Below are 25,524 nucleotides of genomic sequence, written 5' to 3' on the forward strand. Positions count from 1 at the left end.
TACGTTCTGGCGACGACCGGGGCGGTAGGAGTGGAGTAAGCCATTCCACCCATCGTACGTTTAGAATTCATGATCCTTTAACGGTGACGACGCCCTTGTCCAATAGCGCCTATATCCGCTCGGAACACCTTCGTGCCCTCTGGCCGTGGCTGCCGCTGTGGTCAGTGATGGCCCTGCTCGCGATGTTCTCCCACGGCCCGATGCCGATGTTTTCCACGCGGACGCTCGCCGTGGCCTGGGAAATGTGGGCGCACGGCCATTGGCTGGTGCCGCACATCAATGGCGATCCGTACAGCGAGAAAGTGCCGCTGTTGTTCTGGATGATCCACGCCGGCTGGGCCGTGTTCGGCGTCAACGACGTCTGGCCACGCTTCCTCGAAGTGGCCTTCGGCGGCGTGCAGCTGGTCCTGGCCTCGGTCCTCGCCAGCCGGCTTTTCCCGACGCGTCCCTGGGTGGCCAAGGCCACGCCGTGGCTGCTGATGGCATTCGCCTACGCGTTCCTGTTCGGCCTGCAGATCATGTACGAGGTGCTCCTCGTCGTCTGGGTGTTGGCCGCTCTGCTTTGTCTCACCCCCACCGCCACTCGCGCCGAGCCGCGCTGGTGGCTGTTCGGCCTGATGGTCGGCCTCGGCCTGCTGACCAAGGGCCCGGTCATGGTGGTGCACGTCCTGTTCCCGTTCCTGCTCGGCCCGCTGTGGAACACCTGGGCGCGCGAGAACCGGGCGCGCTGGTACGGCTTCGGCCTGCTCGGCCTGCTGATCGGCTTCGCCATCCTGCTGGCCTGGGCGATTCCTGCCGGCCAGGCCGGTGGCGAGGCCTATCGTCAGCGCCTGTTCTTCACGCAGACCGCCGGTCGCGTGGTGTCCGAACGTACCCAGGGCCTGCAGAACCACGCGCGCCCTGCCTGGTATTACCTGGTCTTCCTGCCGGTGATCGTGTTTCCGCTCAGCGGCTGGCTACGCGGTATCGTCGCCTTGCCGATGACCCTGTTCCGCCGGCCCTGGCGTGCAGGCACCGGTGCGGCCCTCATCATCGCCGGCGCCGCCCTGCTCCTGTTGCTGATCTCGGCGGCCGGCGCGCACTTCAACGCGCATGTGGATCAGGCGCTGCTGGTGCTGGTGCTGGTGCCGCTGTTCGTGGCGCTGATGCGCCAGCCGCTCGAGTCCGGGCTGCAGTTCCTCGTCGTCTGGCTGCTGCCGGCCTTGCTGACGTTCTCGCTGATCGGCGGCAAGCAGCTCTACTACGTGTTGCCGGAGCTGGCTGGCGTGACCATGCTGGTGGCGGCCGCCGTGGCCGACCTGCGCGAACGCCATAAGGGGCTGGCCTCGAGCTACGCCCTCGGGACCTGGCCGCTCTCGCTCGGCGCCTTCCTGCTTGCCATCGTGTTGTTCGCCATGCCGTCGATCGTGCCGACGCACTTTCCCGACAACCTCTGGCTGACAGGGATGGCGCCGTTCTCGCGCTTCTTCGGTGTCATCTTCGTTGTCCTTGGTGCCCTGCTCCTGCTCCGCGGCCGCGGTGAAATGCGCCGGCTGGCCTTTGCCGGACTGATCGGCACGGTGTCGCTCAATGCCTTGTTCACCCTCGGCCTCTGGTATCGCTACGACCTCGCACCGGCGTCGGCCTTCCTGGCCCAGGCCGACGCGGCCGGACGGCCCATCGGCAACCTGGGCACCGAGTACAACGGCCAGTACCACTTCGCCGGGCGCCTGATGCACCCCATCGCGCGTCTCAACGAATTGACGGGCGCCGCCCCGCAGGCCGACGATGACGATGACGACACCACCGTCCACGACGGCGACAGCCTCGACGACTTCGCCCGGCACCATCCGGACGGCCTCGTGGTGTCGTACGCCAAGCATCCACCGGCCAATGCCTTCCGCTTTGCGCGACTGATCCAGCCGTCGCGCACCGGATGGCTGATGATCTGGGACGCCCCCACGCTCAACGCGCTGCACATGGACCGCGTGCCGCCCGAGCCGAAGCAGCCCACCCTGCTGTACCCGCAGGACTACTGGCGCACGCGGACCGCGGTGCGATGACCGATCCCCTCGTCGAACGACTGCGCGCACAGATCGGCGGCGTTCGCGACGGGGCCTTGCTGCGTTTTTCCATCGGCAACGCACAGCTGGGCGACGGTCTTTATGCCGAAGCGGCCACGGCGTTCCGCGAGGCGCTCGGCTTCGACCCCGCCTACTCGGCGGCCTGGAAACTCCTGGGCAAGGCGCTGCTGGCGATGGATGACGAGCCCGGCGCCGCCGAGGCCTGGCGTCAGGGCATCGCCACGGCCACCGGTCGCGGCGACATGCAGGCGGCGAAGGAGATGACCGTCTTCCTCAACCGCCTTTCTCGGCGCGGTTGATCCAGTACGGGTTGCGACCGGATGCGTTGAACCGCTTGTAGTGCCACTGGTACTGCTCGAACACGCGCTCCACGCACTGCTCCACGCCGCGATTGAGCGCGGCACAGGCCACATCGAGGTCAGCGTCGTCGATACCCTCGGGTGCCGGCAGGACATGAATGCGGAAACCGCCGCCGTCGGGCAACCGCTCGGCAAAGCTGAAGAGCACCGTCGCCCCCGTGCGTGCCGCCAGGCGCGGCAGGAGCACGCCGGTCAAGGCGTCCTCACCAAAAAAAGGGGCAAACACACCGTCGCCTTCGCGGGGCCGCTGGTCAGGCAGGATCCCGACCGTGCCGCCGGCGCCCAGGCGCTTGAACAGCGTGCGCACGCCCGCGCCCTCGGCGCGGACCTGCTCCGGCGCCAGCTTGCCGCGCACCTTGCGCAGCAGGCCTTCGATCGCCTGGATACGCGGCGGCCGATACAGGATGGCCATCGGCGTCTTGCTGCAGAGCCAGTAATTGAGCAACTCCCAGCAGCCGAGGTGGGGCGCGGCGACGATCACGCCCTTGCCCGAAGCCAGCGCGGCGTCGAACAGCTCGCCACCGACGACCTCGCGAACCAGGCCGAGCGAGCGGTCGGCGCCGGCGCCCCAGATCGCCGCAACCTCGGTCACCGACTTGCCGGCTTCTTCCATCGTCCGCTGCAGCAGCGCCGCCCGCTCGGCCTCCGACAGCCCAGGCCGGGTGAGGCGCAGGTTGACGGCCGTGACGTGCGTGCTGTGCGAGCGGGCACGCAGCGCGCGCCGGCCGAGCCAGGCACCCACCGCATGGACCGTCCGCAGCGAAAAGAGACTGACCAGGCGGAGCAGGAGGTAAAGGAGGTAGATATCGGGACGCATCCGGGGAAGTGTACCGCCGGGTGCCGGCCTCCTTTAAGCTTGGCCGCCATCCGCCGTTAGACTATCCATGATTGCAGTGATCCAGCGCGTGGAATCCGCACGTGTCGATGTCGAGGGGGAAACCGTGGGCGCCATCGGCGCCGGCCTGCTCGCGCTAGTCGCGATCGAGCCGGGCGATGGAGAAGCCCAGTGCGTCCGCATGCTCGAGCGCCTGCGCGGCTACCGCGTGTTCTCCGACAGCGAGGGAAAGATGAACCTGAGCCTGGCCGATACCGGCGGCGGCCTGCTCCTGGTCAGCCAGTTCACCCTTGCCGCCGATACCCGTAAGGGCATGCGCCCCAGCTTCACAACGGCCGCCGCTCCGGCGGAAGCGACGCTCTGGTTCGACCGCCTGGTCGCGCTGGCCCGCGCCGTTCATGTTCCGGGGGTGGAAACCGGACGCTTCGGTGCCCATATGAAGGTACATCTCATCAACGATGGCCCGGTCACCTTCCGTCTGGAGGTGCGCTGAGGCGTCCTTACAGGGTCCATGGCCCTCTCCTTCTCATCGCGACGCTCCACGCCTGGCCGGAAACGGCCATCTGGCGCGATTCTTGCGTCCCCTCGATGAGCCCGATCCACTTGAAAACTGGTCAAAAAATCATCAAATGACTATACTGATCGGTTCCTGTAACCCGCGGCGGTCGGCATGACTAATAAAGCTCACGAGCAGCAGTCTGAAATCAAACAGCTCATCTCCAAGGGTTTGGAGCAGGGCTACCTGACCTACGCGGAAATCAACGATCACCTGCCCGACGACATCGTCGATCCGGAGCAGATCGAAGACATCATGGCGGTGCTCAAGGGCGTCGGCATCGAGGTCCATGACTCCGCGCCAGACACTGACACCATTTCCGACGGCGCCGCCCCCGGTTCCAGCACGGATGACGAATCCGCCGCTGAAGAAGCCGTGGCCCTGCTGTCGGCCGTCGACGCCGAAGTCGGCCGTACGACGGATCCCGTGCGCATGTACATGCGCGAGATGGGTACCGTCGAACTGCTGACCCGCGAAGGCGAAATCGCCATCGCCAAGCGCATCGAGGAAGGCCTCAACCAGGTCCAGACCGCGCTGGCCAGCTTCCCCCTGACCATCCAGCTGCTGCTCGAGGAATACGACCAGCACGTGGAAGGCAAGCGCCGCCTGAGCGAAATCCTGGCTGGCTTCACCGATCTCGAGGAAGCCGCGGACGCCGCCAAGGCTGAAGCCGCCGAGGCCGCCGAAGCCGCCGCCGCCGAAGCCGATGGCGAGGAAGAGGAAGAAGTCGAAGGCGCTCCTGTCGCCGAGGAAGAGGAAGCCGGTCCGACCGGTCCCGATCCGGAAGAAGTGAAGCGTCGCATGGAAGAACTGCGCTCGCTCCACGGCAAGTTCCAGAAGACCGCGCCCAAGGCCGAGATCAACGACAAGAAGCTCGCCAAGATCCGCGAGCAGATGTCGGAAGCCTTCCTCAACCTGAAGCTCCCGTCGGCCCTGATCGACAGCTTCGTGCGCAAGCTGCGCGAAGTGGTGAACGACATCCGTCACCACGAGCGCGTGCTCATGGACATCTTCGTCAAGCAGGTGAAGATGCCGCGTGCGGAATTCCTGAAGAGCTTCCCGTCCAACGAAGGCAACCTCGAGTGGGCTGCCGAGCTGGGTCGCAAGCGTCAGAAGTGGTCGCCGAACATCAAGAACTACCGTGAAGTGATCGACGGTGAACAGGAAAAGCTCGCCGCTATCGAGCGCACCCTCTACCTGCCGCTGACCGACATCAAGGAAATCAATCGCGCCATGTCCGTCGGCGAGGCGAAAGCCCGTCGCGCCAAGAAGGAAATGGTCGAGGCCAACCTGCGCCTGGTCATCTCCATCGCGAAGAAGTACACCAACCGCGGCCTGCAGTTCCTCGACCTCATCCAGGAAGGCAACATCGGCCTGATGAAGGCCGTGGACAAGTTCGAATACCGCCGCGGTTACAAGTTCTCGACGTACGCGACGTGGTGGATCCGTCAGGCCATCACCCGCTCGATCGCCGATCAGGCTCGCACCATCCGTATTCCGGTGCACATGATCGAAACGATCAACAAGCTCAACCGCATCTCCCGCCAGATGCTCCAGCAGTTCGGCCGCGAGCCGACGCCGGAAGAACTGGCCAAGGAAATGGAGATGCCGGAAGACAAGATCCGCAAGGTCCTGAAGATCGCGAAGGAACCGATCTCCATGGAAACCCCGATCGGCGACGACGAAGATTCGCATCTGGGCGACTTCATCGAAGACACCAACGCCAGCTCGCCTGTCGAGTCGGCGACCGAAACGGGTCTCATGGAAACCGTGCGCGACGTGCTTGCCGGCCTCACCCCGCGTGAAGCCAAGGTACTGCGCATGCGCTTCGGCATCGACATGAACACGGATCACACGCTGGAAGAAGTCGGCAAGCAGTTCGACGTCACCCGCGAGCGCATCCGCCAGATCGAAGCCAAGGCACTGCGCAAGCTGCGTCACCCGAGCCGTTCGGAGACGCTGCGGTCGTTCCTTGATATCGATTGATTGGTTGTCGCGTTGAGTTAAACGAGAACGCCCGCGCAAGCGGGCGTTTTCTTTTGGGGATGCGATCGCTGAACGCTAATGCCCCGGAGCCCAGCTCATCGGTACACGCCGTCGCAGCGCAACGGAAGTCACCGACTTTTATCTAGCTTTCCGATGAGTAGCATAAATGCTCGTTTCAAGTAGCACATTTGCTACTCGATGATATAGCATGGAGCGATCGGAGTAACCGACGAGCGCATAGGTGGTGGCGTTGCAGAGTGGATTTTGGATTGGGGCCCAGGCGTGAGGGTCTACGTCCATGAAGACGGCGATACGCTGATCCTCTTGATGGGCGGGAGCTACGGAAAAGGTTCGCAGAGCACGGAATCGCCGATGCGAAGACGCTCGTCCGGGAATATAAAAGGCGGAAGAAAGCCTTGAGCCATTCTGTTTCCGCGGATGGCTGGCGACACCGGCAGGACACCGGACGATGAGGATTAGCCCTATGAACACGACAATGACAGTAGACCCGCGCGAACGAATCCTGGCGCGCCTTCGTCGCGAGCCCGAATTTGCGATGGCCATGGTCGGCGAAGCCATTGAGCTGATCACTGAAGGCTATGCGGAGGAGGCCCGTTCGGTCCTTCGCACCCTGGCCAATGCCGTTGGATTCGAGGAGTTGGCACGCGCGACGGGAACCCACGCCAAAACGCTCCACCGCCAACTGTCACCCGCAGGCAATCCCACCATGAACGCTGTCGCGTTGATTCTCCACGCACTCATGGCCCAGCTATCTCCAAAGCCCGTTCGAATGACGGTACGCTTTGAGGAAGCAGAAGCAGCCTGAGCTGGAGCCGCGGGAGTGCGTCACGAGGGTTAGGGGGAATGCGGAATGGACAGCTTGTCGACCAAGGACGTCGTGGGCGTAATCCTGCTGGGGATCGTCTTCCTGGCGATCTCCTTCTTCGCGCGGGTGGGCCCGGATTCCCGACGCCCACGCGAGAAGTCCTTCAACTGCTGGCGATGCAAAGCGCTGACACCGCACACCCAGCGGACAATCGAAGCGTGGCGAAACGGCAAGACGCGGCTTTTCTGTGGGGCATGTCACGCCCACTGGCTGCAGTCGCATCCGCCACCGGCTAGCCAACCTCGACCGATCAGTCGCGGGAATAGACCACGAAAAAGGTCGAGTCCGGTGGGGGCTCTCGTTGTGCTTGGAGTTGTCGTCGTGATGACCGTTCTCGGCCGTTCTTGCTCATGAGGGAGAGCCCCTCTGCCGAAGAAACGACCGAGCCTATCGATGTCGCCAGGAGACATAAAAAAACGCCCGCGAATGCGGGCGTTCTCAATGAAACTGTCACCCACCGCTCAGCGGTGGTGAACTGGACGATGCGCCGGGTAATGATGACGCGGCGGCGGACGGTGATACGGGCGGTGATGCACCGCGCGATGGTGGTAGTAATGGTGATGGACCGGACGATGGTGCACCGGGTGGTGCACGACGACCACGCGACGCGACTGCGCCATCGACAATGCCGGCGCGGCCAGGGCCGCAACGGCCAGTGCCACCGAAATGATCAGCTTCTTCATGAAATCCCCTGTGGGTTGAACTGGGTCAAGCATGGGGTCTGCCGGCTGAACTGTCGACGTCCGCGCGCTTGGCTTCGTCACGTTTCCTTGGCTTTCCATGTGGGCGCCCGCCCATCGTCGAACGATCCCTCATTGGGTACACTTGGCCACCGCGCGCGGGCCTATAGCTCAATGGTTAGAGCAGAGGACTCATAATCCTTTGGTTCCAGGTTCGAGTCCTGGTGGGCCCACCACACGTAATTATTTAAAGGTCGACTGACTTCTCGATCACGACTCATCTCGCTGATCTTAGAGGGTTTGTTTTTCTTTCAAGGTCCAAGGGAACGCTTGGGTAGCGCGCGGAGTTTGTGGATACCGATAGTGGATACGGGCCTGTATGATAGGGATACTGATCCGAGGTCCGCATGCCAGCAAGTCGATTGAATGCCGTTATTACCAATGTTCCCGATGACGCTGAGAATGACGACGACGGCGCGATAAAAAAGAACGTCCGGCTTACTGCAAAGCAGGTTGCAGATGCCAAGCCCCGAGACAAGGAATACAAGCTTAAGGACACGGAGAGCCTTTATCTAACCGTGTCGCCGGCAGGTAGCAAATGGTGGCGATTCCGATACCGTTTCCGTGGAAACGAGCGCAGAACGGGACTGGGCACCTATCCCGCCGTCTCCTTGAAAGAAGCGCGGACGCGGCGCGATGAAATCCGAGCTCTAGCCCATCGCGGCATTGACCCCCGCGAAGAGACGCGCCGCGCTCAGGCGAAGGGCAAAGTCGCGGATGAAAACACGTTCCAACAAGTAGCAACTCTTTTCATTGCGTCCCGAACAGCCAAATGGACAGCGAGTTACAGGGTCAAGCTCCAGCGCTCATTAGAAGCGGATGTCTTCCCGCACATCGGCAGTAAGCCTATCCGCGAGATCACTCGCACGGAACTTCTCGCGTGCCTGAAGCGCATCGAGACCGAGCGCGGTGCAATCGACATGGCCAGACGGGTTTGCCAACGCTGCTCTATGGTCTTCAAGTTTGCTATTGATAGCGAACTTTGTGAGCACAACATTGCTCGCGATCTACCGGGCTCTCTGTCCCACAGGAAGGTCCGACATTATTCAGCGCTCAGAGCAACGGATCTTCCAGAGTTCATGGCAGCGATGCTCAGCTATGAAGGTGAGCAACAAACGAAACTCGCCATGAGGTTGCTCCTCCTAACCTTCGTTCGCACCAACGAGCTACGGTTCGCCACATGGGACGAGATGAGCTTTGAGCTAGCGCGGTGGGAAATTCCCGCAGAGAGGATGAAGGCAAGGGAGACGCACGTGGTCCCGCTATCAACTCAAGCGCTGGAGATCCTTAAAGAGTTGAAAGCGCAGAACGTTGACGGGAGCAAATATGTGCTTCCTCAGGCCGTCAACGCGAGGAAACCAATGTCTGAGAACACGATCCTGTTTGCACTATATCGGATGGGCTACAAAGGCCGGACGACAGGTCACGGGTTTAGAACCCTTGCATCGACCACGCTAAATGAGGCCAGATTTCCGCCAGACGCGGTAGAAGCACAATTGGCACATCGCGAGCCTAACAGCTCCCGAGCAGCGTACAACCGGGCCAGCTGGCTCTTGGAGCGCGAAGTAATGATGCAAGCTTGGGCCGACTACCTCGACCACGTCGGTGACCTCGCTGAGGCGACCAGAGCGTTACGGATTGCCGCAAGAAAACTGGATTAGCGAAGTCAGAAAATCTTTTTTCGCAGCGCCACTCTCGATCGACGTCTGAAGAACTCCCTTCGCGACCTACACCTTCTTTAATTAGAACGGCGGCGCGCACAGCCTTCCGGAGCTCAAGAACAACCGGCGACTATTTTTAACGTGATTTAAGCGAGATAACGCCACACAGTCACACGAATTAAAAGCTTTTTTATCATCGAAGCCTAGTCTAATCTTCGTTCCGCGCAGTCATGCGCCCCCGCTTGCAGCCGCACCGGGGTCACCTAGGAACCAAGATGAATAATGAAAGCAACAACTCCTCTCGCCTGATCCGCCGCTGGCATGTGCAAAGCATGATCGGCCTTTCAACCTCGCAGATTTACAAGATGATGGCCGAGGGTACATTCCCTGAACCAGTACGTCTTACCAAGCGATCGGTCGCTTGGCGGGAAGCAGAGGTGGTCGACTGGATGGCGTCACGATCAGTCGTTTCCCGTCGGGCAGCGTAGCTCTTAGCGCATTTCCTTCTGCTTGGCAGAACGAGGTAACGCCGTTCGCATCTGGTCAAGTCGACCTCGCATGACCAAACAAAGGTTACGCTCCTAAGCGGGCACGCGGCGATTCTTCATCCGTGTCCGCAACGAACTTTGAAAATCGAACGAGGCTCTGACGCGACCGGAGCAGCGAAGCCGTGCGCCCTCATCAAGAGAATCGCACGCATTAGCAGCTCTAACCGCGACACCAATTAAGCATCAGCCATACATACCTATGACTACGAAAACGAACTTGGGCAAAGGACCACTTTACGCTCGTCTAAAACAAAGACCTAAGCCTGACAGTTCTACTGCATCAGATTTAAAATATTACCTAAAGGAAATGAAAAATGAAGAACTTAAAGACACTAAACAAATATGAAAAGGCCCTACAGCTCGTCGAGATGATGGGCCCATGGCGTTACTTCGTCACCGTTACGTTTCAGTATCGTACCTCTGATGCAGAAGGCAAGAATCACATGTCTACCGTTGTAAAGCGCCTAAACAGAAATCTTTTGGGCAACAAGTGGAAGGACGGGTCGAAGATCGAAGGTCTTGCGACGCTAGAGCGCGCAAGCATTCAGCGCGGCGGCAAAGGCCATTTCGACAGTTGCCACTTTCACTGTTTGATCAAGGATCACCCGCGATTCAATCCTGATGCTGACCTCGGCGTGAGGCAAATGCAAAAGGCGGTGAGGCGAGTAACTAAAGGTCTAAAGCATAGCAACGGGAAGGTACTCGTGAGCAAGAACGGCACCGACATCCAATCTGTGCGCGACGACGGCGTAATGCAATATATCCTCAAGGAAGCCAATCGTGGTGATTGGGCCTCTTCAGACCGTTTGTTCTATTTCGGCGCCGACGGGCTAGTCTGAATGGGACGCTACGTCTCCCGATTTAATGCAATCCATTGAGGATTGATTGTGCAATACCGTGAACGCGGCCAGCATCGCACGTGCGATAATGCACGTGCGAGTTGCCTCAGTTGAAAAGCGTGTCCCGGTTGGGATTTTCTGTTCGTGAAACGAAGAAACAAGTTTGGCGATTTCTCGACCCGACGGCGAACAGGCTTTTTTTGTCGTTGAACTAAAGCGCCATATCGGGAGCGCGCGTCGTGGACAAGGTGCGTTTTTCTTGAGGCTTCGGCCGATAAAGCCTGACCCGTCCAACTCATCCTTGAACCTATCCGTTTTTTAGGAGGGTAGATTCATGAGGGTTTAGCGCAGCGCAAGTGCACAATTAGGTGTACACAGAAATTTGTAGCCTTTCCTAATTTACGGCCTTGCGGTTGACAGCTATCGGGCGGCAGTTCGACGCCTTTACGTGTCCTATGATTTATCGCGGAAGAGCTACCCTACGTGCTTCACGAAATGCCGAAAATTTTTCGAGCTTCGTCTTCCAGCTTTACGCGTTGAGCGCTGCTCGCCCGATGGTATCGCACGATAAAAAGCGCGAGATCATCATCATTTGCATAGAAATAAGCGACAGGTACGTTTAACTGCTTACCGACCTGCCCAAGCACCGCCGTATTCGGCACGTGCTTTCCCCGCTCGTACTGATTGATGCGGGGTGACGCCACGGATGCATCTAGACCAGCCCTGACGCCTAGCTCTCGTTGTGAAAGCCCAGCGGCTTCTCTGGCAAGCCGGAGCCTCTTCGCAACGATCCCGAAGTCCTCCTTTGGCTCGCTTTGTTTCGACTCCTGCACCCTGTACGCCCGTGAAATGCACCGGCGTCAGGGTCGACCGTACCCGATTGACTGGATACTAAGTATTCCTTAGTGTTCGTCTCCTCACAGGGGGACGAGCTTTGAATAAGGGATGGTTCGTATATCTGCTCGTAGCGTCATTGGCATTACCCGAGGCAGCGAACAATCAACCGGCGAGGGCAGATAGCGGGCCTTCGCACTCTGTTGGCTCCAGCGTCCAGCCCGACGGTGACCAAGCCCGAACTGCAATTCGGGCTGCGCCTGACAATCAGGCCAGTGCTATCGACTGTCCAATGGGGACCATGAAACTGATGAAAGAAGCTGCGCCTTATCCCTCACAGGCGATACGTCTCGGACACGAGGGGGTGGTCACTCTTTTATTGACGTTCGGCAGGTCGGGCACACCGATAGACATTCAAATTGACGAAAGCAGCGGCTTTCGAGAGCTCGATAAGGCGGCGCAAGATTCAGCACGAAGTTGGCGCGTAACCAATGCAGAGTGCATGTCCGCGAAGAGTGCGATGGTTCGCGTCCCCGTCGACTTCAACCTCCATAAGCATTGACGCATTCTAATATAGGGGAACACATGGATCAGCAAGACACACGACGTCGTAGCCGCCCTTTACTCACGGCTGTAATTACTTTGGTAACGATATTTGGTGCGGCAGGATTGATGCTTGCGCTGGCAAACTCGGGGGTCAGCCTCTCCGCGCACGATGGTCCAAGATCGATGACGACTATCGGACTAGTACGGTTTCAATCCTGCGTGTATCAGGGCGCGTTCGCAGGAGGTGCAGGATATGACTGCGTCGTCAAGAATGTATCGCGGGACGATCCCCGCGAAACAAGCAACATGAGGTGCGCCGGCTTTGATGCGGAGAATCGCATGATAGGAGGTCCGGGACTCGCGAACCAACTCTACGGTCAGCTGATGGGGCCCGGTGAGGAGCGAGTAATCAGGTTGTACCTACCAGAGAATGCGTCGGTGGCCGTCTGCTCCGAAACGGGCGACGTCATATCGCCTGTCCGACTACAAGGCCTCATGGGCGAGCTCACAAAGAGCAATCTCATCGCAGAGATTCGTCTTTGACCGCCGTCCGACCAACATCTCACACTGCTCAGCTCTCAAACTTTTTTAGCCACCAGAGGGGAGCGATGAAGATCTATTACACATGCGCGCTGCTACTAGCTGCGTCGTTCTTGCCATTTGCAGCTATCGCTTCGGAAAGAAGCTGGCAACAGTCTACGGACACCCAGACCGAGCTATGGGTCCGCGATAAGAGCGAAGGGCCGAGCTTCGTAGTGACCTTCAGGATTACAACGCCTGAAGGAACTACCGTGGACAAGACAGTGGGGTCCAGCGGTGGCTTCGCATCCATCAAGTTTCCTAATGGGTTTGGCTTAAATACCCCGCTGCCTCATGGCATATACCAATGGAAAGGTCTCGTAGGATCGAAGCCGGTAGCGGCGGATGAGTTCACAAGATAGACAGCGACTTCGTTCCTAATCCGGTTTGGAGTTGCTCACACGTCCGTCCCGGCGCAGGATTGCAGCATGGAGAACTCCACCGCCTGCGGCTACTGGGTCTGCGTCCGATGTGGCTTGCCCGCGCTGCACGGCATTGCCGAAGTGAATGTGGATGACTTTGGCTGCTACTTCAGCTGCTCAAATTGTGGTCGCCGGAACAATCTCCGGTGCCTTCCGGGGATTGGCGATGAGCCAAGCGCGTTCGTGCAAGTGGACGATCGGAAGAGGTGACGTCAGCTACACGCAGGTAACCGCCTCAACTAATTAAAGCCAATCGCGTTCGTACACTGCGGACAGTAGTGGTGCCGAACCCTCAACCGTGCCGTTTTCATTGCCGTGTAGAAAGCCACGGGAGACGCGAAGAACCTCCGAACCTCGTCGATGTGGCGATCGTAGTACGGCATGGCGTCTTCAGGGAGGCCCGCAGCTCTGTAGTGCGTCTCGTGCCTAGCGCAGTATGCAAAGATGCCTGACATGACGGCGAGGGCGTAGATGGCTTCCTGCGCGGTCGCGGATTCTTTCATACGATCACCGAAGACTTCACATCCAGCATTGTTGAACCGTTGCCTCGCGAACTTTCTACCGGAGGCGAGGCCCATCACGCCGTCGCCTGACGGGCCGCATAGAAATTGCCAAGTGCGATTCCGCACGAGAACGGACAAAAGACCGTTCCTCTTGTGCCGATTCTCTCGGAATCAGGCAATCCGCTCCGCATTTTTTCCTGAGTAGAGGGGTGAAACCCCATTGTTTGTAACAAGCCAACGCCCGTAACCGTCGATCTCTCGTCCGCCTAGGTTGATCACCATCTCTGTACCGAACAGCGAAATCACAAGGTAGATCTCCGAAGACTCGCTCATCAAGAGGTCAAATTCGTGAAGCACCTCAAAAAAACCGTCGCCCTCCTCAAAGACACCATTTACGGGGTGTATTGCACGAACCGTAAAAGGCCAATCAGGTCCCTCGTTGTATCTGGCAAAGCGACGTAACTCGTCTAGCTCAGCCTGACCGACGAGATGCTCGTTCCATTTAGGCACCGAAAGTGTTCTCAGTGCGAGCACCTCAAGACCAACTTTGGCTAGGAATCTTCCCATCAACCTTTGGTCAGGTAGAGACGTTCCGTCTCCGGGTTGCCACGATGGAATAGTCCCGCGCTTGTTTGGAACACCAACGGCCGCCCTAAGCAATCGAAACATGGGTGACGCCAGCAGTGGCTGCTCGACTTTTCTTGAGAAGTAGTTATTGCATCTGTCGCAAACAGCGCCGATGGGCAGGATATGCCTCACGTTTCCAAGCGACTCCGGAACGATGTGCTCGACCGATTTATCTTCTGAGCAGAAGTTCTTGCAGAAGATGCAGCGCATCCGTACCTCAAGAGCCACTGACAGATACCGACGAAAATACGAACGCTCGCAGTCGAGAACGGACGCATACGAATTCAGACCAGCCTTGTATGCGATCGGTCCGGGCCGATCGTCTCGCGCAACACCAGCCGATCAGTGGAGGTAACAAAAGGACTGGGGCGGAATTCCGCTCGTCAACACCGATGACAGGTCGAGGGGTTTATCGTATCGCTTAGGGCTCTTGACCTTGATCGCATAAGCAGTCGTCCGACCTTCGAAGTATTCGTTGAAAAAACGTTTAGTTATTCCCGCGAACGCTGAGGTCATCGACCATATATTCCTAGGGCGCTCGGCGAGGATTCCGCCGACTTCGAACTCCCCCACAACCTTCCCCACCGGCATTGTGGCGTAAATCACGATGGTCCTCACAGCTGCGTTCTTTGGCACCGCCTTGCGGAACTCAAACCGTTTCTCACCAAGAAGTATCTTTTCTGCATACTCCGGCTTAATTGACAACAAGACTTTCATCTGCTTCTCCTAGCTGCAAGATCTTCTTAAATTGATCATGTGTAAGCTCAAGGAACCCTGCGTAGGCGGATTCGCTCACACCAGCCAGATCGATCATGTCGCCGCGCGTAACTCTTTTTTTCAGTGCAAAGTTGTACGTGAAGCGAATGACGTGGTGATACTTCTTGACTTGCCAGAGGTAATCCAGTTCTGCATCGGTAAATACGCTATACGGCCTACAATAGGCTAGGAAGCTGGCTTTGTCCGCGAAGCTACCAAGGCTACGGTACTCTTCCATGACGCAGACAGACGTCGCGACAGAGCGATAGCGAGCAGGCGCCGCACCGTCACTTTTTCTATAGATAAGAATGACGTCACCGCGCCGCAACTTCTCCATACCATGCATTCCAGCGAGGTAGACCTTGTGGATGCTATTTGTATGTGACACGTCTTCGACGATGGACGCGCTCTCGTTCCTCAGAATCGAGTCGGGGAACAGCTTAGTGTGCCACTTTGGCTCAATGGCGACCTGAAAGACTGTGCTGTTGCCTGTCTTCACCAACGGGTAGCTGGTGGTAACGTCTTTGAAAGGTGCATGAATGTTCCGCACCAATACTTGCTCAGTTCCATTTGCTGTGGTCTTGAACGCTAAGGCGTGGAAACCATACTCGGCAAACATGTTGATCAACTTAGAATGGTGTTCGAACACCGTGACGTAGATTTCTTCAACCTTTTTTGCTAGAGCATGGTCGAATATCTTCTTGATGAATCGCTCGCCCAATCGCGTCCCATGGGGATTGATCTTCATCGTCCCCACCTTCAAACGAGGCCGAGGCGGCAGCGCGGGAACTACGTCATTGAGCGCGCCATCCTCAACCTTTAGGTACAAGAAGCCATCGAGGCCTCCCGTATCACTCAAGAAAATGTACGCATCGTCACCCCCGGCAGCTTTCTTGGCGAACCAATCAGGGAACTCCTTGTAATCAGCCTTAAGTGAATCGAAGAATGGATCATTGAGATCGATATCCTTGAACGCTCTCATTTCCAAGCCCATAGCTTCCTTTCGCCCCTGTAGTGTTGTCCTGACTGGCTGCGCACGCTGCGCCGCCGCATGCCCTTCATCCGGGGAGGTGACTCCGCAGTTCCCTACAACCGACATTAGCAAGAATCCAAGTTATCGAACAGCTCCTTGAAGTGCTCTATAAATTGTCGCAGGACCTACGCAAAACCGTTCGGCTAGCTGAGAGATGGAGAACTTTTCCTCTTCGCGCAGCGTTCTGATTTTCTCGCACTGCTCGGGGGTCAGCGCTCTTTTGCGACCAAAGGGAATTCCTTTCTCTTTCGCCTTCGCAATACCGTCAATTTGGCGCTCGGCGCGAATATCGTTCTCGAATTGCGCGAAGGCTCCAAGCAGGCTAAACATCAGCATTCCCTCTGATGTGCCGGTGTCGATCGCCTGATCAAGAACCTTCAGTACCACACCCTTCTTCTTGAGGAGATCCGAAATCTTAGACAGATCCAAGATCGACCGGGCCATGCGGTCGAGTCGCGAGATCACCAATGTGTCTCCTTCCCTAAGAAACTGTAGGCAAGCCTGTAACTCAGGGCGGCTGTCGGCCTGCCTACCAGACCGCTTCTCGGAGAAGATACGGGTGCAGCCGAAGGCGTCGAGCTTGTCGCGCTGGATGTCCAGCGACTGACCTGCGCTACTCACTCGTGCGTATCCAACGATCTCACTCATTATCACATCTCCTTAGATGTTGTGATAATAGCGTTTAGATAGGGGATTTGATAGGTGTTTGAGCGACTATCGCAAGGTATAGGTATTGATCGAAGCGGCCCATCGACTCGTCGCCATGGATCTGCCAACCTTGCAATGAGACGACAAAGACAGGACCAACATGGCTGCGCAAGACGGCTTCGAATTCAAAGAGGAGGTCGATGCCGAACTTGACCCCGCACAGACAAGAGCTTTTTCGGAAGCTGTACTTCATTCAGCCGACTGGACCGTCGAGACCATCGTTGCGCAGCTTGCAAAGGGCAACATCGAACTCAATCCTAGGTTCCAGCGTCGGGACGCGTGGTCGTCCCGACGAAAGAGCCTCTTCATTGAATCGTTGATCTTAGGGTTGCCGGTTCCTCAGATAGTTCTCGCGGAGAAGCAAGGACATCGAGGCCGCTACATCGTGCTTGACGGAAAGCAACGTCTACTATCGCTGCTGCAATTTGCCGGGCTAGCCGATCCCGATGCGCCGAATAATAGTTTCAGACTGTCTGGCCTAGAGGCTCGGGCAGATCTCGCGCGTAAGTCGTATCGAGATCTCACTGATGACCCCGCCCTCGACGCAGATCTAAATGCGTTCTCGAACTACACGATTCGAACAGTCGTAATTCGAAACTGGCCAAGCTTCGACTTCCTGCACTTAGTCTTCCTAAGACTGAATACGGGGAGTGTCAAGCTGTCGCCTCAGGAGCTGCGACAAGCACTTTTCCCGGGAGCCTTCTCCGATGCCGTTGATGACGCGGCAGGCGAGTCTCCCATCTTGCGCATCCTGCTATCACGAACCAGTCCCGACCCGAGAATGCGTGACGTCGAGCTACTGGTGCGGTATCTAGCATTTCTGATGTTTCTGCCGACATATGCAGGAAGAATGAAAGATTTCTTGGATTCTGCCTGCGGCACGTTGAATGCAGAATGGGATGAGCGCAGTGCAGCAGTTGAGGCCGCCATCGAGAGATTCGAGCAAGCCGGCACTCTTTTGATCGAAATCTTCGGCGCAAACTCCATCGCGCGGAAGACCGGCAGCCGATCGTTCAACAGGGCAATCTTCGATACCCTCCTTTTTTATACTGTGGACGAGCGCATTGCTGACGCCATGGCGGCTGACACGCAAGGCGTACGTGAGACGTACGCAAGAGTCCTAGAGGACGCTGGATTCTTGGATGCAATCGACAGCGATACGGCAGGCGTTCCGCATACCCTCGATCGCCTTCGGATCTGGGGCGAAGCACTGCGGCAACAGCTCGCTCTCGACTTCCGCATCCCAGAAGCCGCAGTCATTCAACTAGGTGACGGGAGGACCCGGGCGGGCATCACATTCGATGGGTTTTGGGCCGATTAATGCCGTCAGATCGCTTTACTCAGCTATCGGCCCAACTCGATGTGTTAAGAGAACACCTCCTGCCCGCCGAGTTCACAGATACCGGTCAATATGGTGACTCTCAAGACCGTGTCGAGACGTCCGCGCTCGCCTATCGAGTTCTGTGCCATGCCGAGATCGAGACTTATTTTGAAGATCGATCTCTCGAGGCGATGAGTCGTGCCCGTGAGGCTTGGGATGCATCGCGGTTTGTCTCACACATAACGCTTTGCTTGCTCGCTTTCTCGGGTAAAGAGATGAAAGCGCCGCCGGACAGCCTCGAGGCTCCAAGCGACAATTTAAAGCGCAGCTGGCCAGCTCTCCTCGATATCGGAGAAAAGCTCATACCGGCCATGACCGAGTTTTACAAGTTGGTTCGCAAGGATAACCACGGAATCAAGGAGAAGAATCTATTGGCACTGCTATTACCGATTGGTATTGACCACAAGCAGCTTGACCCAATTTTCCTCACCGAGATCGACCAGTACGGCTCGCTGAGAGGCATGGCAGCCCATACGTCCTCGCGAAGTGCCGTGAGACAAGCCGTTGACCCAGCAGAGGAGTCTCGCCGAATCGACAACCTTCTGCCCGGCATAGCGGCAATTGACGGACTGGTCGAAGCACTGCTTGCCGATGTTCCGGCGAGCGCAGCCAGCAAACAACCTTAAGTCTTCAGCCCTCCGGCTCGCGAAGAATAGGCTTAATTTTTATTGCTTTCGCGACTTCGGCAAGTCGCTTCTTCGAAAAGTTCCAAGCCTTACCACCACTTTTGAGAGGTATCCACTTACCGCCTAGTGAACGCAGCTTGTCTGCGAGCGGAAGCGTGTCGCCACGAACTACAAATGACCTATCGGTATAATCTTCAAACCATACAGTTTGATCCGCCTTAGCGGATACCTTCGATGGCGCCTTCGCTGGCTTACCCGTCTCGGACGCCGGCTCGTCCTGTTCTGTAGATGCTTTTGCGGCCTTAACTACCCTTGCATCGACAACAGGACTCACGGACATATCCCGCATGACGATGGTTAGGTGCCGAAGCAACCTCTGCCTCAGATCATCGGGCGATACGTACTGGTCTTGAATTCCCTTGTCGCGGATCGACTTTTTGAAGTCCTTCAGTTTTTCAAGCTGGCCAGTGTCGATTGCATCAAGGTCCACACGTTGCTGCGAGTAATAGAGCATCACTGGTTTGCTCTGCTTGAGAAACCATCTGATCTCCTCGACGGTGCCGCTTTCTTCGACTCCAGTTGGAGATCCTAGTCGAGTCCAAAACGCGCCGATCAGCATGTCGCACGTGCGAGCCACACCATTGATGAGGGCCTGCGGCCTGTCTCCCATAGTGGGAGCCACATGAGATTCCCACATCACTGGAAGGAGGACATGCCCGGTTTCTTGAGAATTCAGGGCGTTCCAATCATGAAGAGTGCGAGCTATCGCCTCGCGTTCAGCCGGCACATCTGATGGCGATGCGATGAGAACGCTGAATACTGTTGCCGAATAAGGCATTGGACTTCCTTTTCACGGAACGGTTAGTTAGGACACAGTTCAGACTCGCGTGTCGCAGTGATCATAGCCGCCGGTGCGCGAGAAAGAGACCCATGTCTCAGTGGTATCCAGACGCACTTACAGACTGACTGGAGTGCGAGAAGGGATACTGGCAGGGATACTAGTGTAGGCGTGTTTCGAATAACATTCGATACAACAGTATCTTATTGTTTCCATATGAGGGTTGGTGGGCCCACCATTCTTCATGTCGTTCTTCTCCTCGTGTGCGGGAAACCATAAAGTGGCCGCTTTGGACGCTTTATGGTTGACGTACAAGCATATTCTGTCCGGATTACATACTAGAGATTGGCGGTAGTGCGCTGAATGAGCGCCAGTCCTCCATTCGCAAACGGGCAAAGGTCATCCCCACACTCGGGAACCTGACCTTGCTCAACTTGAGTGTCAACCGGGAAGCTCAGAATAAGGCTTTCCCCATGAAGAAAAAGCTCCTGATCGAAAATACCAACTTAAGCCTCAACGTGAAGCTGATTGGCTTCGGTCAATGGGACGAAGAGGCGATCCTCCAACGTGGCAAGTGGTTACCCTATTTTACAGTGGGCACAGATTGCCCCCAACTACCATCGAGGCACAATTCTGCTAGGCAACGGGGCGAGCATTGCCGTAGCGTCGAGCTTCGGCTACCCGTGCTGATAACCAAGGCATTGGCAGACAATGGCTACGACTTGGTATCGGTGGCCAGTAACGACTGGTTCGTCGCCGGGATCAGCGGGTCACCCGCCAAGGTGCTGGTATGGGCTGACGAGGCAGGTGTGATGCTGGCCCTGCCGGAACCCAACATGGCGGCACGGATCGGCTTGACTCTGTCTGATCGAGCACCGCCCTTGGGAATGACCAGCATAGGGGTAGCAAGAGGTGCGGCGCAGGTTTACGAGGCCTTGCGCCTCCTCCATTCGCTTCAAACGCATCCTGCGACCGTTCTGTCTTCTCGACTTGAGGCGCGATTGGCGGCGATGCCCGCGACCGAACGAACGCGCGAAGTGCGCCAACGGATCGGTCAGGACGTTTTTCGCGAAGCCCTGATGGATCTCTGGCAGGGCCGCTGTGCTGTGACCGGCCTAGCACCACCGCCAGAGTTGCTGCGGGCCAGTCACGCTAAACCTTGGGCAAAGGCTAGTGATACTGAAAGGTTGGATCCGTTCAACGGCCTGCTGCTGTCCGTCCATTTGGACGCGATGTTCGACTCGGGCTTGATCGGCTTCAGTGACGAGGGAGCGCTGTTGTGCTCGCAACGCTTGGAGATGGTGGTCCGCCCACATTTCGGTATTGAAAGCGGGCTCCGACTTCGAGCACATACGCCGGGTCATTTGCCGTACCTCGCTTGGCATCGGGAGTTCATATTCCGCCGCGAGGGCGAGTAACTGGTTCTCGGGCCATTCCAACCAAGGTGAGTGCCGAGAGAGCCGAACTTGAATTGTTCAGCTCAAGGGAGAACCAAGCCTATTTTATCAGGCCGCCACTCCTGGTCTTGCTTGGTCCGCTCACTTTTAAGCGTGCATGGGAGGGCCGCCGCACTGCACGCTAAGCCGTCAGCGTTGCGCGTCTCACCTGGTGTGCGCGCCAAAGCGACACGTGGGGCGGTGGCGGCCACTTTATGCTTTATGGGCACGGCCACTTTATCGTTTCCAGCACACTCGAACTGGTGCAGGAGGCGAGGAACGAGGAATCGGTGACGGGTGTTCATTGCTGACAGTTTCTGACATAGCGCCGGACTACCTTTGATGGACGCACTCGCTATGCAGTGCCCTGCCAAAGGAGAAATGTATGGTCTCGTTGTCACCTGCCGCCATTGATGCGTTCCTCAGCGAAGACGACGATTCATCCGTCGTCATGTTGAATCTCCTCCGGTTCGAGCCAGATGGCGGCCGCGAGAGGTACCTCGACTACCTGGCAATGGCTAAACCGGTCCTGGCTCGGTTTGGTGCAAAGATCCTTTTCGGCGGCGATGGGCTCGCTTTGCTTACGACGGGGCAAGCGCAGCAGTGGGACGCCGTCATTCTGGTGCAGTACCCCCGCCGGTCCGCCTTCAGGGAAATGGTTGGCGATGCGGAATACCAGGTCGCGTTTCAGGTAGGCCAGGCAGCCATTGCCGACATCGTGCTGCAGCCGTTGAAGTCCATGGACGGTCTTGCATGACTCCCGACGATGACCTGGATTGAAACATCCTTGTCATTCGCCCGACCTACGGTTGACTGCTCGACAGGCAATCAGCGGTAACTCCCATGGATCATTCCCGACGCCGTTTCCTGGGGGTCGCCGGCGGATTCGCCGGTGCATGCGTCTTCGTCGAACCATGGCGCGTCGCCCAGGCGATGGAGTCGCCGATGGCCATGCCGATGACGCAACGGATGGCCATGCCGGGCCTGGCCGCGCCGAACGTGCCGCTGGTGAACCCGGTAACCATGGCAAAGTTCGTCGATGCCCTGCCGGTGCCACCGATCGCCGTGCCTACGGGCACGCGTACCCACGCCGCATTCGGAAGCCGGCCGTTGCCCTTCTATCGCATGCCGATGCGTGCCTTCAGTGCCAGGGTGCACCGGGATCTGCCGCCGACGCCGCAATGGGGTTACGCAGGGTCCACGCCGGGCCCCACGATCGTCACGCGCCGCGGCGAGCCGGTACTGGTGGAATGGGCCAACGAGCTTCCCACACGGCATTTCCTGCCGATCGATCACAACATTCATGGCGCGGAGACATCCAAACCCGACGTTCGCACCATCACCCATGTGCACGGCGCGCGCGTTTCCGCGCCGAACGACGGTTGGCCGGAAGACTGGTACGTGCCGGGTAAATCGCTGACCGCCCTGTACCCCGGTGACCAGGACGCCACCACCTTGTGGTACCACGATCACGCCATGGGCATCACGCGGCTGAACATCTACGCGGGCCTGTTCGGCGGCTTTCATGTGCACGACGACGACGAGCAGGCCCTGGGGCTGCCCTCGGGTGAATTCGATATTCCGTTGATGCTTTACGACCGCCTGCTCGCCAAGAGCGGCAAGCTTTACTACCCGGTATCGGACGATCCCGAAGCACCCTGGGTGTCCGAATGCCGCGGCGACGCGGTGCTGTGCAACGGCAAGCTGTATCCATATCTCGACGTGGAGCCGCGCCGCTACCGTTTGCGACTGATCAACGCGGCCAATACCAGCTTCTTCAACCTGTCGCTGTCACATGGCAAGCCGTTCCAGCAGATCGGCAGCGACCAGGGGCTGCTGGCAGCACCCACCGATCGCCTGAACATCGAACTCTATCCGGCCGAACGTGCCGAGGTGATCGTCGACTTCAGTGCCTATGCGGGCCAGTCCGTGCAGCTACGCCACCAGGCCGACGGCATCGTCGAGTTCCGCGTTCGCGCCAAGGGTCGCCGCGACACCTCGGTGGTACCGGCGGCGTTGCGTCCGGTCCAGCGCATCGATCCTTCCACGGCGGTGCAGGACCGCGTGCTTGCACTGGGCGAGCAGGACGATTCGGGCGGCAATCCGATGACGATGCTGCTCGATGGAAAGATGTGGAGCGATCCCATCAGCGAAAAACCCAGGAAGGGCACGGTGGAAACCTGGACGTTCGTCAATGTGACGGGCGACGCGCATCCCATCCACCTGCACCTTGTGCGCTTCCAGGTACTGGAGCGCCGTCCGTTCGATCTCTTCGCGTGGAACGCCCGCAAGGAACTGAAGTTCACCGGGCCATCGATACGGCCGGCCGCGCACGAAGCCGGCTGGAAAGACACCGTGCGCTGCGACCCCGGGATGGTCACCCGCATCATCACGCGCTTCGACGGCGAGCCAGGTAAATACGTCTGGCATTGCCATTACCTCGAGCACGAAGACAACGAAATGATGCGCCCCTACGAACTGGTTTGAGCCACCGATTTTTTCTTGCGGTGATAAGGATTGTTCGCAAGATGTTGCGTTGACACGTGATGGTCATCGCAACCTCACGCATTGTCTCCCTTGTGCCAACGATCCGTCACAAGCGAGGTGGAAGCTCAACGCGGTCGACGGGTCATCCACAACCTCAGTCGACATGCATCAGGGGGAAGACTTCCACTAGGGAGAGATTCACAATGGTTACATGGTTGCGCCGCACACGGCTTTCGCCGCTGTTGCTTGGCGCGCTTTCCGTCGGCCTCGCCGGCGTCGTCAGCGCCCAGGACACCACTCCGCCCGATCACGATGCACAGTTCCGCCAGAACGTGCCCGTGGCTCCCTTCAAGACCCAGTCTGGCCTTCCCGGCGGCATCGTCGTTCTGCACAAGCCGCCCAAGGGCCAGGACAACAGCGATAATACCGCCACTCCGATCAAGCACGTGATCCTGCTGATCGGTGAAAACCGCACGTTCGACCACGTTTATGGCACCTACACTGCGCCCAAGGGGCAGTCGGTGGACAACCTGTTGTCCAAAGGCATCGTCAATGCCGACGGCACGCCGGGTCCGCACGTGGACCTTGCGACGCAGTTCATGGCCTCGAGCACCGGCAAGTACGACATGTCGCCGAAGAAGGCCGGCAAGTACAAGACGCTTCCGCAGATGAACACCGGTGGCGCACCCACCGCGGCACCCTTCGCTTCGGCGGCGCAGGCGCAGAGCATTGAACCGGCTCTACCCGATGGCAGCTACGACATGCTCGCTGCCGGTGGCACGGGCCTGCCCAACGGCGTGGTCGATACGCGTTTCCCGGCCAAGCTCGTCAACGCACCGGTGGATATGCATGCGTCGATCAGCTACGACGCTTACGCCAACAGCCCCGTGCACCGCTTCTTCCAGATGTGGCAGCAGCTCGATTGCGACACCAAGGTAGCCGCCGCCGCCAATCCCAGTGGTTGCCGCAACGACCTGTTCCCGTGGGTCGAAACCACGATGGGCGCAGGTAACAACGGCGCTCCGCTGCCGGCGAACTTCAACGACCAGACTACCGGTGAAGGCTCCACCGCCATGCAGTTCATGAACATGGCCCAGGGCGATGCGCCTTACTTCAAGAAGCTGGCCCAGACGTATGCGCTGAGCGACAACTTCCACCAGTCGGTGATGGGCGGCACGGGTGCCAACCACATCATGCTTGGCTTCGGCACCTTGATCTACTACGCCGACGCCAACGGTAATCCGGCCACCCCGCCGGAAAACCAGATCGAGAACCCGGACGCGCAGTTCGGCACGAACAACTGGTGGGTGCAGGACGGCTACGGTGGTGGTTCGTACGTCAATTGCGCTGACGAAAGCCAGCCGGGCGTGAAGCAGATCAAGAACTACCTTCGCTCGCTGCCGTACCTGACGTTCAAGGGCACGGACTGCAAAGCCAAGGCGTACTACCTGGTGAACAACTACAACCCGGGCTACATGGGTGACGGCACGCCGGCTCCGCTGGGCGCCGACCAGTTCACCATCCCACCGACCACGCAGGAGAACCTGGCGCTGCTGCTGGAGAAGCACAAGGTGTCCTGGAAGTACTACGGTGAAGGCTTTGGTGGCGGCAAGGAAGACGGCGAGGCTGGCACCTTCTGCAACATCTGCGATCCGTTCCTGTACTCCACCCAGGTCATGACCAACCCGGAACTGCGCGCCAAGAACCAGGACATCAACGATCTGTACGACGACATCCAGAACAACACGCTGCCGGCCGTTTCCATCGCCAAGCCGGACGGCATCCTCGATGGCCATCCGGCCTCGTCGAAGCTGGATCTGTTCGAAGGCTACGTGCAGAAGATCGTCGACATGGCCAAGGCCAACCCGAAGGTGTGGGACGACACCGTCATCATGGTGACCTTCGATGAAGGCGGTGGCTACTACGATTCCGGCTACATCCAGCCGATCGACTTCTTCGGCGACGGCACGCGCATCCCGCTGCTGGTGGTGTCGAAGTTCTCCCAGGGCGGCAAGGTCGTGCACACGTACTACGACCATGTCTCGTTCGACAAATTCGTCGAGGCCAACTGGAATCTGAAGGACCAGATCTCTGCTCGCAGCCGCGACAACCTGCCTAACCCGGTGTCGTTCCGGGAGAACCCGTACGTACCGGTGAACGCGCCGGCCATCGGCAACCTCATGGACATGTTCAACTTCACCCGGAAGGATGTCAGCGATACCGCCGCGATCGCCGACTGATCGTTTACGGTTTGCTCGATGCCGACCCTGCCCGC

The 25,524-nt window shown here is 58.3% G+C and carries 23 protein-coding genes and 1 tRNA gene; 16 read left to right on the forward strand and 8 right to left on the reverse strand.

The features are described from left to right. Window positions 1-95 precede the first annotated feature (95 nt). Entirely contained in the window at window positions 96-2,042 is a 1,947-nt protein-coding gene (locus BJI69_RS06030) for an ArnT family glycosyltransferase (protein WP_046969033.1), read from the forward strand. Then, window positions 2,039-2,362: a tetratricopeptide repeat protein gene (locus BJI69_RS06035; protein ID WP_046969005.1), complete on the forward strand. Its 324-nt coding sequence runs from the start codon at window positions 2,039-2,041 to the stop codon at window positions 2,360-2,362. The genes BJI69_RS06030 and BJI69_RS06035 overlap by 4 nt, the downstream gene beginning before the upstream one ends. Here BJI69_RS06035 and BJI69_RS06040 read toward each other — a convergent pair. Further along, on the reverse strand, window positions 2,337-3,239 hold the full coding sequence (locus tag BJI69_RS06040) for an LpxL/LpxP family acyltransferase (protein WP_046969006.1): 903 nt from the start codon (window positions 3,237-3,239) through the stop codon (window positions 2,337-2,339). The genes BJI69_RS06035 and BJI69_RS06040 overlap by 26 nt on opposite strands. Before the next feature lie 67 nt (window positions 3,240-3,306). On the opposite strand from BJI69_RS06040, the gene dtd reads away from it, so the two are divergent. The 3 genes from dtd (at window position 3,307) to BJI69_RS06055 (ending at window position 6,625) form a co-directional block, all read left to right on the forward strand. Further along, the gene (gene dtd / locus BJI69_RS06045; RefSeq protein WP_046969007.1) at window positions 3,307-3,750 is read left to right on the forward strand and encodes a D-aminoacyl-tRNA deacylase; all 444 of its coding nucleotides are present in this window, start codon (window positions 3,307-3,309) and stop codon (window positions 3,748-3,750) included. A 177-nt stretch (window positions 3,751-3,927) separates the two neighbouring features. Next, the gene (gene rpoD, locus BJI69_RS06050) at window positions 3,928-5,799 is read left to right on the forward strand and encodes an RNA polymerase sigma factor RpoD (RefSeq protein ID WP_046969008.1); all 1,872 of its coding nucleotides are present in this window, start codon (window positions 3,928-3,930) and stop codon (window positions 5,797-5,799) included. Window positions 5,800-6,283: 484 nt separating this feature from the next. Next, a complete protein-coding gene (locus BJI69_RS06055) occupies window positions 6,284-6,625 on the forward strand; it encodes a helix-turn-helix domain-containing transcriptional regulator (protein ID WP_046969009.1) in 342 nt (113 codons plus the stop codon). Between the two features lie 521 nt (window positions 6,626-7,146). On the opposite strand, the gene BJI69_RS06060 is transcribed toward BJI69_RS06055, so the two are convergent. Further along, on the reverse strand, window positions 7,147-7,368 hold the full coding sequence (locus tag BJI69_RS06060) for a hypothetical protein (protein WP_046969010.1): 222 nt from the start codon (window positions 7,366-7,368) through the stop codon (window positions 7,147-7,149). Window positions 7,369-7,525: 157 nt separating this feature from the next. Between BJI69_RS06060 and BJI69_RS06065 the strand changes: the two genes are divergently transcribed. From BJI69_RS06065 to BJI69_RS06080, 4 genes are all read left to right on the forward strand, one after another. Beyond that, window positions 7,526-7,601 (forward strand) — tRNA-Ile (locus BJI69_RS06065). Window positions 7,602-7,772: 171 nt separating this feature from the next. Next, on the forward strand, window positions 7,773-9,086 hold the full coding sequence (locus BJI69_RS06070; RefSeq protein WP_078023037.1) for a tyrosine-type recombinase/integrase: 1,314 nt from the start codon (window positions 7,773-7,775) through the stop codon (window positions 9,084-9,086). Between the two features lie 275 nt (window positions 9,087-9,361). Next, complete coding sequence (locus tag BJI69_RS06075) at window positions 9,362-9,574, forward strand: helix-turn-helix transcriptional regulator (RefSeq protein WP_046969011.1); 213 nt, start codon at window positions 9,362-9,364, stop codon at window positions 9,572-9,574. A gap of 374 nt (window positions 9,575-9,948) precedes the next feature. Further along, the gene (locus BJI69_RS06080) at window positions 9,949-10,473 is read left to right on the forward strand and encodes a hypothetical protein (protein WP_046969012.1); all 525 of its coding nucleotides are present in this window, start codon (window positions 9,949-9,951) and stop codon (window positions 10,471-10,473) included. Between the two features lie 488 nt (window positions 10,474-10,961). Here BJI69_RS06080 and BJI69_RS06085 read toward each other — a convergent pair whose 3' ends face one another. After that, the gene (locus tag BJI69_RS06085) at window positions 10,962-11,306 is read right to left on the reverse strand and encodes a helix-turn-helix domain-containing protein (protein ID WP_244465325.1); all 345 of its coding nucleotides are present in this window, start codon (window positions 11,304-11,306) and stop codon (window positions 10,962-10,964) included. Window positions 11,307-11,617: 311 nt separating this feature from the next. Here BJI69_RS06085 and BJI69_RS23125 point away from each other — a divergent pair, with 311 nt between their 5' ends. Then, entirely contained in the window at window positions 11,618-11,869 is a 252-nt protein-coding gene (locus tag BJI69_RS23125; protein WP_425476891.1) for an energy transducer TonB, read from the forward strand. 1,659 nt (window positions 11,870-13,528) lie between these two features. Here the strand turns inward: BJI69_RS23125 and BJI69_RS06105 are convergent. The 4 genes from BJI69_RS06105 to BJI69_RS06120 all read right to left on the reverse strand — a co-directional run bounded on the left by BJI69_RS06105 (window position 13,529) and on the right by BJI69_RS06120 (window position 16,421). Further along, window positions 13,529-14,194, reverse strand: coding sequence for an HNH endonuclease (locus BJI69_RS06105; protein ID WP_071924893.1), 666 nt, complete (start codon window positions 14,192-14,194; stop codon window positions 13,529-13,531). A gap of 132 nt (window positions 14,195-14,326) precedes the next feature. Then, window positions 14,327-14,701, reverse strand: a complete 375-nt coding sequence (locus tag BJI69_RS06110; RefSeq protein ID WP_046969016.1) for an ASCH domain-containing protein — start codon at window positions 14,699-14,701, stop codon at window positions 14,327-14,329. Beyond that, window positions 14,679-15,839: an N-acetyltransferase gene (locus tag BJI69_RS06115; RefSeq protein WP_244465326.1), complete on the reverse strand. Its 1,161-nt coding sequence runs from the start codon at window positions 15,837-15,839 to the stop codon at window positions 14,679-14,681. Before BJI69_RS06115 ends, BJI69_RS06110 begins: the two co-directional genes overlap by 23 nt. Window positions 15,840-15,854: 15 nt before the next feature. Beyond that, complete coding sequence (locus tag BJI69_RS06120) at window positions 15,855-16,421, reverse strand: recombinase family protein (RefSeq protein WP_046969018.1); 567 nt, start codon at window positions 16,419-16,421, stop codon at window positions 15,855-15,857. 160 nt (window positions 16,422-16,581) lie between these two features. On the opposite strand from BJI69_RS06120, the gene BJI69_RS06125 reads away from it, so the two are divergent. Together BJI69_RS06125 and BJI69_RS06130 are read left to right on the forward strand one after the other, a co-directional pair. Further along, the gene (locus tag BJI69_RS06125) at window positions 16,582-17,802 is read left to right on the forward strand and encodes a DUF262 domain-containing protein (protein WP_046969019.1); all 1,221 of its coding nucleotides are present in this window, start codon (window positions 16,582-16,584) and stop codon (window positions 17,800-17,802) included. Beyond that, complete coding sequence (locus BJI69_RS06130) at window positions 17,802-18,488, forward strand: HEPN domain-containing protein (protein WP_046969020.1); 687 nt, start codon at window positions 17,802-17,804, stop codon at window positions 18,486-18,488. The genes BJI69_RS06125 and BJI69_RS06130 overlap by 1 nt, the downstream gene beginning before the upstream one ends. 4 nt (window positions 18,489-18,492) lie before the next feature. On the opposite strand, the gene BJI69_RS06135 is transcribed toward BJI69_RS06130, so the two are convergent. Further along, window positions 18,493-19,326, reverse strand: coding sequence for a hypothetical protein (locus BJI69_RS06135; protein WP_046969021.1), 834 nt, complete (start codon window positions 19,324-19,326; stop codon window positions 18,493-18,495). A 425-nt stretch (window positions 19,327-19,751) separates the two neighbouring features. On the opposite strand from BJI69_RS06135, the gene BJI69_RS22830 reads away from it, so the two are divergent. From BJI69_RS22830 to BJI69_RS06160, 4 genes are all read left to right on the forward strand, one after another. After that, window positions 19,752-20,744: an HNH endonuclease gene (locus tag BJI69_RS22830; RefSeq protein WP_078023039.1), complete on the forward strand. Its 993-nt coding sequence runs from the start codon at window positions 19,752-19,754 to the stop codon at window positions 20,742-20,744. A 403-nt stretch (window positions 20,745-21,147) separates the two neighbouring features. After that, window positions 21,148-21,519, forward strand: a complete 372-nt coding sequence (locus BJI69_RS06150; protein ID WP_046969022.1) for a DUF1330 domain-containing protein — start codon at window positions 21,148-21,150, stop codon at window positions 21,517-21,519. Window positions 21,520-21,605: 86 nt separating this feature from the next. After that, entirely contained in the window at window positions 21,606-23,249 is a 1,644-nt protein-coding gene (locus BJI69_RS06155) for a multicopper oxidase family protein (RefSeq protein ID WP_052767321.1), read from the forward strand. 203 nt (window positions 23,250-23,452) lie between these two features. Then, a complete protein-coding gene (locus BJI69_RS06160) occupies window positions 23,453-25,489 on the forward strand; it encodes an alkaline phosphatase family protein (protein WP_052767322.1) in 2,037 nt (678 codons plus the stop codon). Window positions 25,490-25,524: the final 35 nt, after the last annotated feature.

Source organism: Luteibacter rhizovicinus DSM 16549 (assembly GCF_001887595.1).
Classification (GTDB): domain Bacteria; phylum Pseudomonadota; class Gammaproteobacteria; order Xanthomonadales; family Rhodanobacteraceae; genus Luteibacter; species Luteibacter rhizovicinus.